The organism is Chloroflexota bacterium, from assembly GCA_018829775.1.
GTDB lineage: Bacteria > Chloroflexota > Dehalococcoidia > Dehalococcoidales > RBG-16-60-22 > E44-bin89.
The window spans coordinates 1-14421 of sequence record JAHJTL010000078.1 but is presented as its reverse complement, the minus strand read 5'-3'; the positions used below and the strand labels follow the sequence as shown (position 1 = coordinate 14421).

Annotated in this window: 11 protein-coding genes; 5 read left to right on the top strand and 6 right to left on the bottom strand. The window is 54.8% G+C overall.

All coding sequences use genetic code 11. The features are described 5' to 3' along the window. From KKD83_07870 to KKD83_07860, 3 genes are read right to left on the bottom strand one after another with little or no spacing between them, the layout of a single operon-like run. The gene (locus KKD83_07870) at positions 1-4134 is read right to left on the bottom strand and encodes a hypothetical protein (GenBank protein ID MBU2536061.1); all 4134 of its coding nucleotides are present in this window, start codon (positions 4132-4134) and stop codon (positions 1-3) included. 53 nt (positions 4135-4187) lie between these two features. Beyond that, complete coding sequence (locus KKD83_07865; GenBank protein MBU2536060.1) at positions 4188-4715, bottom strand: DinB family protein; 528 nt, start codon at positions 4713-4715, stop codon at positions 4188-4190. A 57-nt stretch (positions 4716-4772) separates the two neighbouring features. Further along, positions 4773-5270 carry a hypothetical protein gene (locus KKD83_07860; GenBank protein ID MBU2536059.1) on the bottom strand — a complete coding sequence of 166 codons (498 nt, stop codon included), beginning with the start codon at positions 5268-5270 and terminating at the stop codon, positions 4773-4775. A gap of 138 nt (positions 5271-5408) precedes the next feature. On the opposite strand from KKD83_07860, the gene KKD83_07855 reads away from it, so the two are divergent. Further along, on the top strand, positions 5409-6515 hold the full coding sequence (locus KKD83_07855; GenBank protein ID MBU2536058.1) for a C45 family peptidase: 1107 nt from the start codon (positions 5409-5411) through the stop codon (positions 6513-6515). Between the two features lie 28 nt (positions 6516-6543). Here KKD83_07855 and KKD83_07850 read toward each other — a convergent pair whose 3' ends face one another. Next, positions 6544-8028 (bottom strand): pyruvate carboxylase subunit B, encoded by a 1485-nt coding sequence (locus KKD83_07850; protein ID MBU2536057.1) that lies wholly within the window; start codon positions 8026-8028, stop codon positions 6544-6546. A gap of 282 nt (positions 8029-8310) precedes the next feature. Between KKD83_07850 and KKD83_07845 the strand changes: the two genes are divergently transcribed. Both KKD83_07845 and KKD83_07840 read left to right on the top strand, forming a co-directional pair. Further along, positions 8311-9501, top strand: coding sequence for an MFS transporter (locus KKD83_07845; GenBank protein MBU2536056.1), 1191 nt, complete (start codon positions 8311-8313; stop codon positions 9499-9501). Positions 9502-9712: 211 nt separating this feature from the next. Next, complete coding sequence (locus KKD83_07840) at positions 9713-10822, top strand: MFS transporter (GenBank protein ID MBU2536055.1); 1110 nt, start codon at positions 9713-9715, stop codon at positions 10820-10822. A gap of 4 nt (positions 10823-10826) precedes the next feature. Here KKD83_07840 and KKD83_07835 read toward each other — a convergent pair whose 3' ends face one another. Together KKD83_07835 and KKD83_07830 are read right to left on the bottom strand one after the other, a co-directional pair. Next, a complete protein-coding gene (locus KKD83_07835; protein ID MBU2536054.1) occupies positions 10827-11882 on the bottom strand; it encodes a C-terminal binding protein in 1056 nt (351 codons plus the stop codon). Positions 11883-11912: 30 nt separating this feature from the next. After that, on the bottom strand, positions 11913-12287 hold the full coding sequence (locus KKD83_07830; GenBank protein MBU2536053.1) for a hypothetical protein: 375 nt from the start codon (positions 12285-12287) through the stop codon (positions 11913-11915). Positions 12288-12442: 155 nt separating this feature from the next. Here KKD83_07830 and KKD83_07825 point away from each other — a divergent pair, with 155 nt between their 5' ends. Both KKD83_07825 and KKD83_07820 read left to right on the top strand, forming a co-directional pair. After that, on the top strand, positions 12443-13321 hold the full coding sequence (locus tag KKD83_07825) for a DMT family transporter (GenBank protein ID MBU2536052.1): 879 nt from the start codon (positions 12443-12445) through the stop codon (positions 13319-13321). Between the two features lie 117 nt (positions 13322-13438). Beyond that, the gene (locus KKD83_07820; protein ID MBU2536051.1) at positions 13439-14260 is read left to right on the top strand and encodes a radical SAM protein; all 822 of its coding nucleotides are present in this window, start codon (positions 13439-13441) and stop codon (positions 14258-14260) included. Positions 14261-14421: the final 161 nt, after the last annotated feature.

The window sequence follows — 14421 nt, the reverse complement described above, 5'->3', positions numbered from 1 at the left end:
CTAGATAGTTTTGGCTTCCTGTCGGCAGAATCTGAGCTGCTCGGCAAAATTGCTGATTCTGGCGGCGTTGTTCGTTTCAAGGAAACCGTCATAGGTGAGGCTTATCCAGGGTTTCTGGTAAACAGCGCAGAATTTCTCCGCCATAGCGGCCACGATGCCGCCGGGCATACAGCCGTGGGGCATTACCGAGATTACCCCGGCGAATACTGGCGACTCCATCCATTCCACACCGCTGCCGATGCTGAGGACAGCCTCGCTGCCACAACGCGGCGATAGATACAGGTCAGACTTGGCCAGCATGGCTGCTGTAGACGGTTCTCTGCCATCGAGTAGCTCGCGGTAGTGGCTGGAGACCTTGTGCTCATCGCGTTCCTGAACCAGTTTCTTCAGGTAGCTGGAGATTACTTTTCTAAAATTCCGGTCTTTCACCGCATCTTCGAGGTTGCGGTGGGCAGTATACTTCATCCACTCGCCAACGGGGGAAACGATAACTTCAAGACCGGCCTCTTCACACGCTTTAACCAGGTCGCGGTTGCTGAAACAGTTGGAGCGCAGGTATATCTCGCCGTTTATGCCGACGAGCGGACGCGGCGGCAGGTCCGGGTCGATGATAGACTTAAAGGCGGCGGTTGCCTGCTGCAGGACATCGTAGAACGGCTCCCTGCGGCGGACTCGCTGTGCAATCCGTTTCAGAAATTCATCGAACAAGACTTCGGCTGACCCTTTCTCTCTTTCATAGGGGCGGGTACGCCAGAGGAGTCTTTGTAGCCCGTCCACAGCCACAATTCCGTTCCAGGCAAGGCGGGTAAAGCCAGGTGCAAGGTTCAGGTCACGGTAGGCATTATTGGAAACCGAGGTTATCATCGGCAGGTCAAAACCGAATTCTTTCAATATCCGGCCCTGCTCGACGACATATTTACCGAGCCGACATGGCCCATATGCACCGGCCATAAAGCCCTCGTAATTCTTGAGATTATCGCCGCAGTCATAGCAGAACTTCATAAAGTCGCCCAATGTGACACGGTAGGGGAGGCATTCCGTTCCCGAGGTAACCTGATTGCTGAGGAGAAGAGTGCGTTCGTCGGATTCAGGGAGCACCATTGCCCGTGCCCCGCAAACATTGATGGCCTCCGCGATGACATCGGCGTGGGGGCACATTCTGGGGAGAAGCAACGTCTTCTCCGGATTGATAATCGCGGAGGCACCGCGGTAAATGTACCTGCCTGTCTCTGGAATGTGCTTTGTAGACCGGGCATAGCTTGCTATCGTATCCACGTATGCTTCAAGGCGGGTAACAATGCCCGCCTCGGCAGCATGCTCGTCGATTTCCAGTTCGCCGAGCGGCTTTCCGCCCATGATGTCGGCCAGCATCTTGAGCATAAAGGAGTTGGGGCCGCAGCCAAAGTTGGTGAGGGCCAGACCGTAGAGTTGGGGGTCTTCGACCGTCATGGCGCCGCCGGCGATGAACTTGCTCTCGTAGTGCCAGTAGGGGCGGTCCGAGTATTCCTTGGGGTCGACGGATTCCAGCGGCAGGAAATCCAGCGGTATCGGCACCACGCCAAGCTGGGCCAGCTTTTCGGCTATCCCCAGGTTGGCACCCGAGTCCTGCGACATGTAGGAACGGGAGAAAAGCACCACGCCGAGCTGGCGGCTGTTGCGTAGTTGTTGCAATAATTTCTTACCCAGTGACAGGCAATCGCTTTTGAACTTACCCTGCGCTTCAATGCCGGCAAGGGCGGCTTCCTGGCCCTTTTTACGGCTGAAACCCAGCTTCGCTGCCACATCGATAAGATTCTTCACCGTCTCCTCGTCGCCCTGGCTGAAATCGATAATCGGTGTCAGCAGGCGTTCGCCGAGGTTGAGCACGTGGCGCACGATGAACGGCGATGCCTGGATGAGCGGACAGGCGTACTTCTGGTTCTCGGCACCTTCTTTATCGCCCAGACGCAGGAAGCAGGGGTAGAGAATGTAATCAACCTTGTCCTCTATGGCAGCGATGTGTCCATGGAGTAATTTAAGCGGGAAACAGCTGTCAGTATAGCTTAGCTCAACGGACTGCTCTGTGATTTCCTTGGTCGTCTGGGTTGACATAACAACCCGGGCATCAAGCGCATTCAGGAAACCGATGAGCAGTGGTGCATAATCATACGCCAGAAGGGCGCGTGGGATGCCCACGATGGGACCGGAGCCTGCGCCTTCCTTATAATCGCGGAAGAGCAATTTCTCACGCTCGTCAAAGAACGTCTTCTGACGACCCTGGCTGATGGTGCTGTCATAGCGGTCGCAGCGGCTGCCGTAGAAGGTAGCTTTCTCACCGGGAAGATGCATTCGGGTGATGGTGCAGTTGTTATCGCATCCCTGGCAGAGGAAGGTGGAAAGTGTACACTCGCTCTTTACGACCCGCCCGAATCCCTTGAATGCTGATTTCTGGCCATTCATTGACTCCCTGGCGAGCAGGGCGGCGCCAATGGCACCGCTCACTTCGCGGTGCTCGGCCACGGTCAGCGTTTTATCCTCAAGCTGCTGCTGGAAGGCAGATACCACCGCCTGGTTATAAAAGACGGCGCCGGTAAGGATAACCTTATCCCCGAGTTTACGATGGCCCACCACTTTGGAAAGGTAGTTCTTGGCGATGGAATTGGCCAGGCTGGCGGTGATTACTTCAAGGGGCACCCCTTCCTGCTGGGTAGAGGCGACGGCCTGTCCCATGAAAGCGGCACACCTTGTCCCCAGGTCAATGGTATGCGGGGCGTTGAAGGACAGGTTGGCGAACTCGCCATTGTGCACGGAGATGCCGAGCATTTCGGCCAGCTCGTCGATGAAGCTCCCGGTGCCGGCGGCGCATGCCTTGTTCATCTGGTAGTCAACAACCACGCCATTACGTTTGATGACGAGCTTTGAATCCTGCCCGCCAATCTCGATGATGTCGGCCTCCGGGTCTATCTCAACGGCAGCCCTTGTCTGCGCGGTGATTTCGTTCTTGATGAGGTCGGCCCCGATGAAACTGCCGACCAAATACCTGCCTGAGCCGGTAACTCCCACGCCGGCAATTCTGACCTTGGCGGCACCATCCAGAAGCAGGTTACTGAACACCTGCTTCACCGCATCAATGGGACGGCCGGCGGTCATGAGGTAGTTTTTGGCCAGCATCTCAGTGCCTGACTTGTCGATAATAACTGCCTTGGTGCTCGTGGAGCCGACATCGACGCCGAGGTAACCGAGGCAGGGCTCGGTGATTTTCAGGCTTGCCCCGTTCCCTGGAAGAGACACTTTCTCAAGTCGGGGCATTTCGAAATAGTCCTGGCGCACATCGGATTCGGGGAGCAGGCAGACCCTGGAACTTTTTTCCTTTGAAAGCAAAGCTGTGCCGAGAGCTTCAACATACCGGTAATCCTCCGGCACAATGACCTGTACCTCATGACCATTTCTCGCTGAGAGCACCTCGTTGAGTGCCCTGACGATGGCGCTATTGGCCGCGACGCCGCCTATGAAACAAATTGGCTCTTCAAAAGTACCTTTCTTCAGGGAAGCGACCATCCGGGCAATGCTCTCGCAGAGGGCATAGAGCATTGCCTCCATGGAAACACCCTTCTGCTGCAGGTGGATGAGGTCGCTTTTGGCAAAAACGCTGCATCGTGCGGCGATTCGTGGCGGCTTGTCCCGGCATTTGAGGGCGAGGCGGGAGAAATCCTCAAGGCTTATGCCGAGGCGGTATGCCTGCTGCTCAAGAAATCTCCCCGTTCCTGCAGCGCAGAGCGGGTTTGAGGTGACCTTCCACGGTTTTTTCAACCCGTCTTCCAGGACGATGACCAGGGAAGTTTGACCGCCAATCTGGATTATGGTCTTTGTCTCGGGGTATAAATTGAGCAGCCCGGATGCGATTGCCAGCGAGCTGCTGTATTCCGTCCAGTTGAATTCTGCCGGGATAGCACCTCTACCTGAACCGGAAACGCCAGCGCTGCCAATACCGTCCAGCGGCACCACCTGCCCGAGCCTTGAAAGCAGCGCGTTGATGGCTGCCTTGGGATTGGTGGCTATTTTTTCGCTGTCAAGCTGAACGATGCGGTTACCGTCATCGATAAGGCAGAGTTTGACGTTAACCGAGCCGACATCTATTCCCAGTGAATATTTCATTTCGTACAATAGAAAACTTTAACAAAAGTACAGCATCTTGTGAAGGCGGTTGTCTAATATCCCAGCCAGCCCTTTCCTTTCAGGAGGCCTCGAACATAAGCTATCTGGCCAGCGTGCTGAAGGTTATCGGCGAGAACGCTGATAAGGCGTACACCTATCGTGGGAAGCGGCTGATACCATGGCTCGTCGAGTTCCCGGTCAAGGTCGCCTGCCGAAAGCGAATGGATGTAGCGTTTGGTCCGCTCCAGCACGGCACGGTGGTAATCCAGCAATATCTTAGCATCGGGTGACTTGAAAGCTGCCACCTGTTCCGGGCTGTGCCCGAAACCGACGTCCCCAGGCTCGGGTGGTCGATTGAACCTGGCATGCCATCCTTCGCTTATCCAGAGCTGCGCCTCTTCCATCAGGTCGGCAATATGGCCGTCCTGCACCCGGGTCAGATGCCAGGCAAGCCAGCCCATGCTGTTGCAGTCGGGTTTGGGCTGCTGGCCCAGGTTCTCAGGGGTCATTCCCCGCAACGCCCTCTCCAACACTTCCAGAATCCTGCCGTAGCCATCAATAAGTAATGCCTGCCATTCCATAGCTGCTCAACTCCAGTCATGCATTTCCAGTTGTGAAGCGCATGATGCTTTAAAAAATTAATCCTCCACCGGCACGTAGATTTCACCCTTGAGTGGATAAATAACCTCCAGGAAAACGGTAATCAACTGGCCTTCATCCTCATCAGCGGTGTTGCGGAACAGCAAAGTATAGGTATCGCCCTGCGCTTGACTGGCGCTGAAGGAAAATCTATCGCCCTCTGCAGAGCGATACAACTGCGACTTACCGGTGATGCGGAAATCGACGGTATCGCCCCGTTCCAGATAGAAAAAACCGTCCGCTTTATCACCATCAGCAAGCTTGAGCAGTATTTCCACTTTCTGTCCGGCGTCCACCCTGAAACTTATCTGCTTCATCTGCCAGGCGGAGCCAAGCTCAACTGACTTCTCTATTTTAAGATTGGCCTGTGATGTGGATGTGGAGACTCCCTGAGTTAAATCGGATATTTCCTCACAGCCGGAAAAGGGAATGAGAAGGGTAAGCAAAATGACGGCGATGATAACCTTTTTCAGCATCGCTACGACCTCACTTGTCACTATCCTGTTGCCCCATTATACACCGAACAGGCAAGAAGAAAATAGCCCTTGAACGTTTCGCTTGACGGATTTGTACTGATAAAATTAGACTGGTAATAGTGCGACTTTACTGAGGTCGCTGGCCAGAAGGAGGCTTTAATGAAACCACAAGTACCGGTTATTTCAGTAAAAGGGAAACCCTTTGAACGGGGTAAGCAGTACGGTTCTCAGGTGAAAGGCCTGATACGGAAAAATCTGGAGCTGTACTTTGACCTGTGGGGTTCGCTATGGGGTGCCAGGCGCCCTGAAGTGCTGAAGCATTGTTCCAGTCTGGTCCCTGTTATTGGCGAATATGACGCCGAGATACTGGAGGAAATACAGGGAATTGCCCAGGGAGCAGACCTGTCCGTTGAAGAAATAGTGGCGCTGAACGCCCGGTACGAGATGACATTCGCCCAGAGCGCGGTGGTGGGAGCAGGCGGTGGCTGCACCGCGATAGCCGCCATGCCCGCGGTGACCAAAAACGGCCACACCATTCTGGGGCAGAACTGGGACTACAAGGAGAGGTTCCAGGGACTGAGCGTTATCCTGGAAATAGAGCAGGATGGAAAGCCAAACATCGTAACCCATACTGAAGCTGGAGTGCTTGTCCATAAGAGCATGAATTCAGCCGGATTAGGGATTTGTATTAATGCCCTGGTATCAAGTCGGGATAAATTTGAAGCGACCACACCGCTGTTTGTGGTGGCGCGCAGTGTCCTCAATGCCGACAGCCTCAGCCGGGCGATAAAGGCCGTTTTGAATGCCAAAGTGACGGTATCATTTAATTTCCTCATTGTCCACCGCGATGGTGAGGCGATAGACCTGGAGGTATCGCCGTTAGACGTCGGCTTCCTGCATCCGGATGGCGGCATCCTCACACACAGCAATCATTTTATCGCCCTTATTAATCGCCCCGATATGGTCGACATCTTCAAGGCAATCGCTCCCGATACTCTGTTTCGTGCTCATAGGGCACGGCACCTTATCGAAGAGGAGTGTGGCAATATCGATGTTGGCAGCTTTCAGCGCGTGTTCCGCGACCACTTCAGCTATCCCAATTCCATCTGCCGACATGTTGATAATAGAGAAGAGGAGCCGCGGCATCTGGCCACGCTATCTTCTGCCATAATGGACCTGACGGCGAGGGCCTTTTACCTGACCGAGGGCGCGCCCTGCCAGAATGGATACTATAAGGTAACCCCAAAGTGTCTGTGGCAGGACTGAGGCCTGTCAATTAGGGCTGATGGCGCGGTTATGCCTTCTCGACGAGCTGGCCAGCCTTGGCCTTGGCGATAAGCTCGTCTTCCCGCTTCACGTCTTCCAGGGTCTTGGCCTTGACCTCGGCGGGCGGTTCTTCAAGACCGTACTTCCACTTCAGGAAACGCAGTCCGGTTATCGGGTAGATAGCTGCCGTGATTACATCACCGATGTCATCGGTGATGTCTTTGACCAGCTCTCTGGCAGCGTCAAGCTCGGGCTCGATGAGGTCCGCCGGACGACAGGTGATTGGTTCCTGACCTTTCTTGTAGAATTTGAGGACCATTTTCTGCACCTCGGGGTCTATCGGCGCCGGTGGTTTGCCGTAAAGCCCGTAACAGTAGTCCATCACCTGCGTTGAGACCAGCTTGTAGCGGCCGGCAAGAACGTTCTGGACTGCCTGTACCCCGACAATCTGGCTGGTCGGGGTGACCAGCGGCGGGTAACCGAGTTCCTTTCTGACCTTGGGCACTTCTGCGTATACCTCGTCAAGGCGGTCCAGGGCATTGGACTGTCTGAGCTGCGACACCAGATTGGAAATCATGCCGCCGGGAGTCTGATGCACCAGGACATTCGTGTCAATGACCGACATACGTGTGGTGTTCAGGAAGTCGCGATATTTCGGCGCGACGGACTCGATGTAGTCGCCAATTTTCAGCATTTGCGCCAGGTCCAGGCCGGGGTCGCGTGGCGTACCCCGCAGGGCAGCAATGAGCGGTTCCACCGCCGGGTGCGAGGTGCGCAGGGCGAAAGGTGCCACGCAGGTGTCAATCATGTCCACCCCCGCTTCCGCTGCCTTGAGGAGGGACATTGACCCCATGCCACTGGTGTAATGAGTGTGAAGGTGAATGGGCAACTTGACCGTTTTCTTCAGGGCAGAGACGAGTGTATAAGCGTCATCGGGGGCAATAAGTCCCGCCATGTCCTTGATGCAGATGCTGTCGGCGCCCATGTCCTCCAGGATACGCGCCTTACCCAGAAAATAATCGAGGGTGAATACCGGTCCGCCCATTTTGGGCTCGGTGAGGGAGTAGCAGATGGAAAGCTGGGCATGTTTGCCGCATTCCTTCACGGCTTTGCAGGAGGTCTCCAGGTTACGCTCATCATTGAGGGCATCAAAGATACGGAAAATGTCAATGCCACATTCCGCGGCGTGATGCACAAAAGCTATTACAAGGTCATCGGCGTAATTGCGGTAGCCGACCAAGTTCTGCCCGCGAAGGAGCATCTGCAGGGGAGTGTCCGGCATTAACTTTTTCAGGGCACGCGGTCTATCCCACGGGTCTTCGTTCAGGAAGCGGCAGGCTACGTCGAACGTAGCGCCCCCCCAGACCTCCATGGAGTAAAACCCGGCCTTGTTCATCTCTTCGGCAATAGGCAGCATGTCTTCGGTTCGCATGCGGGTGGCCAGGTTCGACTGATGCCCGTCACGCAAGGTTAGATCGGTGATTTTCAGAGGGTTATTGTTTGGCGTACCCATCACTGTATAATGACCTCCTAACGCTAATTGCTATATCCTCGATACCTCACATATTTTACATTGTTGATTTACAATTGGCAAAGAACGGTGAGGCACTCCGGCCGATGTCATTTTGTAAATCTAGGGGCTATGGCGTAGAATTCTTTTAGGGTTGGGACGTGATGTTCACCATGATGAGGAGGATTTTTTCTGATACCGGCCAATCAGTACCGCCAAAATCCTGAGGCTACCAGACGCACCTTATTTTACGGTTGGGTCATTGTAGCTGCCAGTACCGTTATCATGTCGATGCACGTCGGGCTGATTTACAGCTACGGTGTCTTTTTCAAGCATCTAATTGCTGATTTTGGATGGAGCCGTGCGGCCACTTCTAGTGTGCACTCCCTGTTTATGATTTCCCATGGGGGCTTTGCCATCCCTGTGGGGTGGCTGGCTGATAGGTTCGGACCTGCCAGGGTGATGGCAACGTGCGCCTTCATTGCTGGCGTGGGGCTGGCGCTCACCAGTCAGGTCAATACGCTGTGGCAGTTTTATGTGACCTATGGCTTGATCTTTGGTATAGGCGAGAGCGCTGGTTTTACCACCACCACGTCAACCACCGCCCGCTGGTTTATCAAGCGTCGTGGACTGGCTCTGGGCATTGTCGCCAGCGGTGCCGGTCTGGGCACCCTGATTATAGCGCCAGTTTCTGAGCGCCTCATCACTACCTTCGGCTGGTCAACAGCATATCTGGTTCTGGCCGCGGCGACCTGGGCGATTATGATTCCAAGCGCGCTTATGCTGCGACGTGACCCTGCTGAAAAAGGACTTCGTCCCTATGGGAAGGATGAAGTAATTACAGCAGTAGATAACGAACGGCAGAAAGAAGTGACTGCTGGGGAAAAAGGCATCGCCTTGAAAGCGGCGGCACGGTATAAACCGCTCTGGATGCTCTTTATCGTCTATTTTCTAATCAATTTCTGTCTGCAGATGGTGATGGTGCACCTGGTGAACTACGCTACGGATATCGGGATTGCGTCACTGATTGCAGCCACCTTCATCAGTATCGTTGGTATCGGCAGCTTTGTCGGCCGGCTGCTCATGGGTGCCGCCTCCGACCGCATAGGCGCCTATAACGCCCTGCTGGTCTGCTGTATCATAATGCTGTCCACCCTTGCTTTTCTTATCTTTACCCGGGAGCTGTGGATGTTCTACCTTTTTGCCATTGTCTTCGGCTTTGCTTACGGCGGTGAAGTGCCGCAGATGCCGGTCTTAGTCGGGCGTTTCTTCGGTCTGCGCGCCGTGGCTACCTTGGTCGGGGTGATTGTTTTCGGGGCCACGAGTGGTGGCGCCCTCGGAGCCTGGGTGGGCGGTCAGATCTTTGATGTGACGCAGAGTTACCAGCTTGCTTTTACCATCGCCGCAGTTACCAGCTTTATTGCCATAGTGCTGACCCTGATACTGAAAAAGGTCAGGCCGGTTATCCAGAGATGACCGTTACCGCCTGCGGCGGTTGTTTTTCTTGTCATTGCAGCAGGAAAAGAGTATAATTCTGTTCTGATTGCCACCGTTGGAGAGTTGGCTACGACCGACGCTCGGCATGAGGTCGCCTTGAAAGGATACGGTTATAAATAGACGCGGAGCTTTAGCATTCCTGACGGGAATGTTGCCCCTCTTTGTTGTCGCTCACTTTGGGCATCATCTGATGATGGCATTGCTTTCGCCTCTCCTGCCCTTTATCCGTAACGATTTTACCCTCTCCTATACTCAGATAGGCGGATTGCTTTTTGCCTATAACATTGCCTACGGCATCAGCCAGCTTCCCGCCGGCTGGGCGGCTGACCGCCTTGGCCCACGCATTATGCTCACTGTCGGCGTTGCCGGAGTGGCGTTTGCCGGGCTGTTGATTGGCCTCTCTCCGAACTACGTTGTCCTGGCGCTTTTCCTTGTTATCCTGGGGCTGGTGGGGGGTGGTTACCACCCCGCCGCATCACCGCTGGTCTCCGCTTCTGTTAAGCCAGAGCGCCGTGGCATAGCGCTGGGCATCCATCAGATTGGGGGTACGGGCAGTTTCTTTCTGGCGCCATTGATTGCCGCCGGTATCGCCAGTGCCCTGGGGTGGCGTGGCACTTTCCTTGCCATATCAATACCTGCCATCGCCTTCGGGATAGTCTTCTACATGTTCCTGGGGCGGATGGGGTATACCAATACCGCTCGAAAGAAGGCAGCCGACGCTTCGGCTACAGGACCACCTGAACCGCGTGACCTGCGCCGGCTGTCAGCGTTCATAGCTTTAGGTATTGCCAGCATGGTCCTGGTATATTCCTCTCTCCAATTCGTTCCACTCTATGCAGTTGATGTGCTCGGTACCAGCGAAGAGTGGGGTGGTGCTATGCTGTCCATCGCCTTCTTCGGCGGTCTCTGGGGTGGGCCTCTGGGTGGCTATCTATCGGACCGTTTTGGGAGGGTACCGGTGATAATCGCCGTCGGCCTCGTTGCCGGGCCAGCCATTTATTTCTTGAATCTGGCATCTCTGGGCGTAGGCTTCTACGCTGTACTGCTCATCATGGGTACGGCGATGCATGTCGGCATGCCGGTGGTGGAAGCCTACATCATCAGCCATGTGTCACCGCAGAAACGTTCCACAGTGCTCGGCATCTACTATATGGGAAGTCGGGGAGGCCCGGCGATAACGCTGCTGATTGGTTATCTCCTTGATCAATATGGTTTCTACGCCACCTATACGGGGGTGTCGGTGGTGTTGGTCACCATAGCGCTGGCCTGCGCGGCACTGCTCTGGGGCAAGCGCGGGTGATTTTTTAGCCGGGCTCCTTCATTGTTCCCCATCTGGAGACGTATTTCTCTTTGGCCTGAGGATTGACGATGGCTTTGGGCCATTCGCCGCGCATTACCCTCGCCACCTCCAGAACAGGACGGTGCCAGCGTTCCGCCTCAGAGTCCGGAGAAAAGAAGGCGGAATGGGAGGTGCTGATGAAATTCTCCAGAGTGAACAGGGGGCTGTTGGGGTCGGGTGGTTCGGGGTCCATAACATCCAGTGCCGCCATGGCAATCCTGCCTTCTTTAAGGGCCTGAAAAAGCGCCGCCTCGTCAACAAAACCGCCGCGGGCAGTATTGATAAGGCAGGCGGTGTCCTTCATTTCCCTGAAAGCGTCATGACTGAAGATTTTTCTGGTCTCTTCGGTCAACGCGGCGTGTATGGAAATAAAGTCGGACTCGTTCAGCAGACGCTTCCAGTCCACCATTTCCACGTCCATCTGCCGGGCGACCTCTGGAGCTACATACGGGTCATGGGCGATGATGCGCAATCCGAACCCTCTGGCCTTGGGAACGAGCGCCCGTGCTACTCTGCCTAAGCCGAACAGGCCGAGCGTCTGGCCCTCCAGTCGAGTCATGGTCGGCCATATGCGCTGTTGGATTTCTACGCCGCTTGCGGAAAGCCCCCACTGCCCTTTCCTGACGGATTTATCCAGCGGGATAACTTTACGGGTACAGGCCAGAATCAATGCCATGGCGTGGTCAGATACCTCTCCCACGCAGTAGTCGGGCACGTTGGTCACCAGAATACCACGTTCCGCCGCCGCTGCAGTATCGATACTGTCATAACCGATCTGGGTATTGCTGATGAGCCGGCACTGCTCCAGGTTCTCAATAATTTTACGGGGTACGGGACGAATGCTGCCAACGGTAATTATGACATCGGCATCCCTGGCCAGTGCGATGAACTCGTCATCGTTTTCACAGCGCTGGCCAAGGAACTTTGCGCCCAGTTCGCTGAACTTCTGAGGGTACTTCTCCGATTCTCCCGCAGGAGCCAACGGTAACACCACTTTAAAGCGAGTATTGCCGCTCTTCAAGATGCCATCTCCCGGCGTTCTATTCCGTTGTTAGCTTTCCTTATCGATGGTCACCTCGGTGCCCGAGCCAACCTGTTTGAAGGCCGTGGCATCACCGACGACCTGTCCGAAAACGGTAACCGGGCTGGCCGGGCGGGGTTTATCGCCTTCGCTCATCGGTGTGGGGCCAAAGAAGATGCAGAACCCCTGTCCCGGCGGCCAGTAGCCCAGGTCGCCGACCTCCACCAGGTCCTGCCCTTTCTCCTGGGCAATGCTGAGGGGAATGCCGAAGTATATTTCATCTCCCCAGGTATTGGCGCGTCCCTTGATGGGCAGGGCATCCCAGATCGCCTGTGCGGTCTCCGTATCATTCAGTTCCGCCAGTGCTTCCACCGACCCTGCCTTTATGCGAATTCGTTTATCCATAATGCGAACCTCCCCTATGGTAATGTCAGCGGGGCGGAAAATCAGTTACCTAGTGTAGCATAACACGTAGCAGTGTAGCAATTATCCGTCCGCCCGTATTGACAAAGCAGCGCTTCATCAATAGGATTTGTGTAACAGAAATAAACGGTCGAGTCATTAGAGTGAAAGCGTATCTTGCCCTGCTGGTCGGGGTGGTGTCAGTTTCCTTCGCGGCGATATTTATTCGCCTGGCGGAAGCGCCGCCGCTGGTCATCGCTGCCTATCGTTTGACCATAGCCTCGCTCATTCTCATCCCACTCGCCTATAAGAAGACGATACCGAGTATGAAGCGGCTGTCCGGGCGCGACGGTCTGCTTCTCATACTCTCGAGCTTCTTTCTGGCGCTGCACTTCGCGCTCTGGATAACTTCGCTCAGCTATACTTCCATTGCCAGTTCGGTTATCCTGGTGACCTGCCACCCGGCCTTTGTGGCGGTCATCTCCTACTTCCTCTGGCACGAGGTGCTGAACCGGCTGACCATCGGCGGCATGGCGATAGCTTTCATCGGCATAGTGCTGATTAACTACGGTGGCTTCGCCTTTGGTTCACGGGCCATTCTGGGAGATGTGCTGGCCCTCATCGCCGGCTTCGCTATGGGTGGTTACCTTATCATCGGCGGTCAGCTGAAAGCCAGAATCGAGATTTTGCCCTACCTGACCGTGATTTATACCGGGGCGGCAGTTATATTATTGCTGGCGACCGCTGGCTTTGGGTACTCTTTTACGGGTTATTCCGGCACGACCTACCTGATGATGGTTCTGCTGGCAATCGTCCCGCAGCTTATCGGGCACTCGAGTTTCAACCTGGCGGTGCGGCTGATACCGGTAACCTTTGTCTCGGTGGCCATTCTCGGCGAGCCAATCGGAGCGACTTTACTGGGCTATTTCATCCTGGGTGAGGCGCCCACGGCCAAAGAGTTCATCGGCGGCATCTTTATTCTGGCTGGCATTTTCATCGTCCTCAGACAGACTCCACGGTATCTGGGAACAAAGTAACCCGAATTTGACAGGGTAATCGTAATCGTCTATGTTGACTATAGGTGGACCGAGGTACCGGAGGAGGTCTTTACGCAACTGAACATGCCCGAAAAGCAGACGTCTAAGCCAGATTCAATGGCACATGGTATCCCGCTGAAAACCGGCATCATTTACGGTCCGGTAAGGTCGCGGCGACTGGGTCGGTCACTCGGATTAAATGTTTCACCGGTGCGCTATAAACTCTGTTCCTTCAACTGCGTGTACTGCCAGTATGGCTGGACCGATATCGGCACGCTTGACACGGTGCCATATGTGAGGGACTTTCCGACCGTAGAGGATTTTGCCAGCGCACTGGAGCGCGTGCTTGTCGAGCAGAATAACGAGGGAATAGACAACATCACGTTCTCCGGAAATGGAGAACCCACACTGCACCCTCAGTTCGCTAAACTTGTAGATATCGCTGCTGCGTTGAAGAAAGCGCATTGCCCTGCAGCCCGTCTCGGTGTTCTGTCGAATTCCTCAGCCGTGACGATGGAGAAGGTGCGTGCCGCATTGGAGAGGCTGGACTTCAAGATAATGAAGCTCGACGCCGGAGACGTTGAGACATTTCGGGAGATAAACCGCCCCTGCCCGCAGGTTGAATATCAGGATATATTGGCAAGTTTGAAATCTATGCGGAATGTCACCCTGCAGACGATGTTCGTTGACGGGGCATTTTGCAATATCGGTGAGCGGCAGGTGACGGTGTGGATGGAACGCGTTGGTGAAATAAAGCCCGAAAAAGCCCAGATTTATTCCCTTCACCGACCGTCCGCGGCTTCATCACTAAAGGAAGTTCCGGCGGAAAAGCTGAAGGAAATCGCTGCCAGGACCGAAGACGCAACCGGGGTTGACGTGGAAGTGGTTGTGGCCGCCACGCCGTATCGCCCCCATTTCAGCGAGCCAGGGCAGAGATAGTGAGCTGGGGATAGAAAGCGCTACATTCAGTTTGTTGTGAAACACTTCGTCAAGTTGTGAACTGCTTAGCGTTCTTAGCATAGATGCATCTACAATCGCAAATTAGGGGAGTAGATAAGAAGGTAGAGAGGTCATGTCGCTATTCTCCTGTAAAAACTCCT

Excerpts from the sequence above, each read along its gene's own strand:
- KKD83_07870 (MBU2536061.1), bottom strand. The coding sequence starts at position 4,134 with ATGAAATATTCACTGGGAATAGATGTCGGCTCGGTTAACGTCAAACTC.
- KKD83_07865 (MBU2536060.1), bottom strand. The coding sequence starts at position 4,715 with ATGGAATGGCAGGCATTACTTATTGATGGCTACGGCAGGATTCTGGAA.
- KKD83_07855 (MBU2536058.1), top strand. The coding sequence starts at position 5,409 with ATGAAACCACAAGTACCGGTTATTTCAGTAAAAGGGAAACCCTTTGAA.
- KKD83_07850 (MBU2536057.1), bottom strand. The coding sequence starts at position 8,028 with ATGGGTACGCCAAACAATAACCCTCTGAAAATCACCGATCTAACCTTG.
- KKD83_07845 (MBU2536056.1), top strand. The coding sequence starts at position 8,311 with ATGTCGATGCACGTCGGGCTGATTTACAGCTACGGTGTCTTTTTCAAG.
- KKD83_07840 (MBU2536055.1), top strand. The coding sequence starts at position 9,713 with ATGATGGCATTGCTTTCGCCTCTCCTGCCCTTTATCCGTAACGATTTT.
- KKD83_07830 (MBU2536053.1), bottom strand. The coding sequence starts at position 12,287 with ATGGATAAACGAATTCGCATAAAGGCAGGGTCGGTGGAAGCACTGGCG.
- KKD83_07820 (MBU2536051.1), top strand. The coding sequence starts at position 13,439 with ATGGCACATGGTATCCCGCTGAAAACCGGCATCATTTACGGTCCGGTA.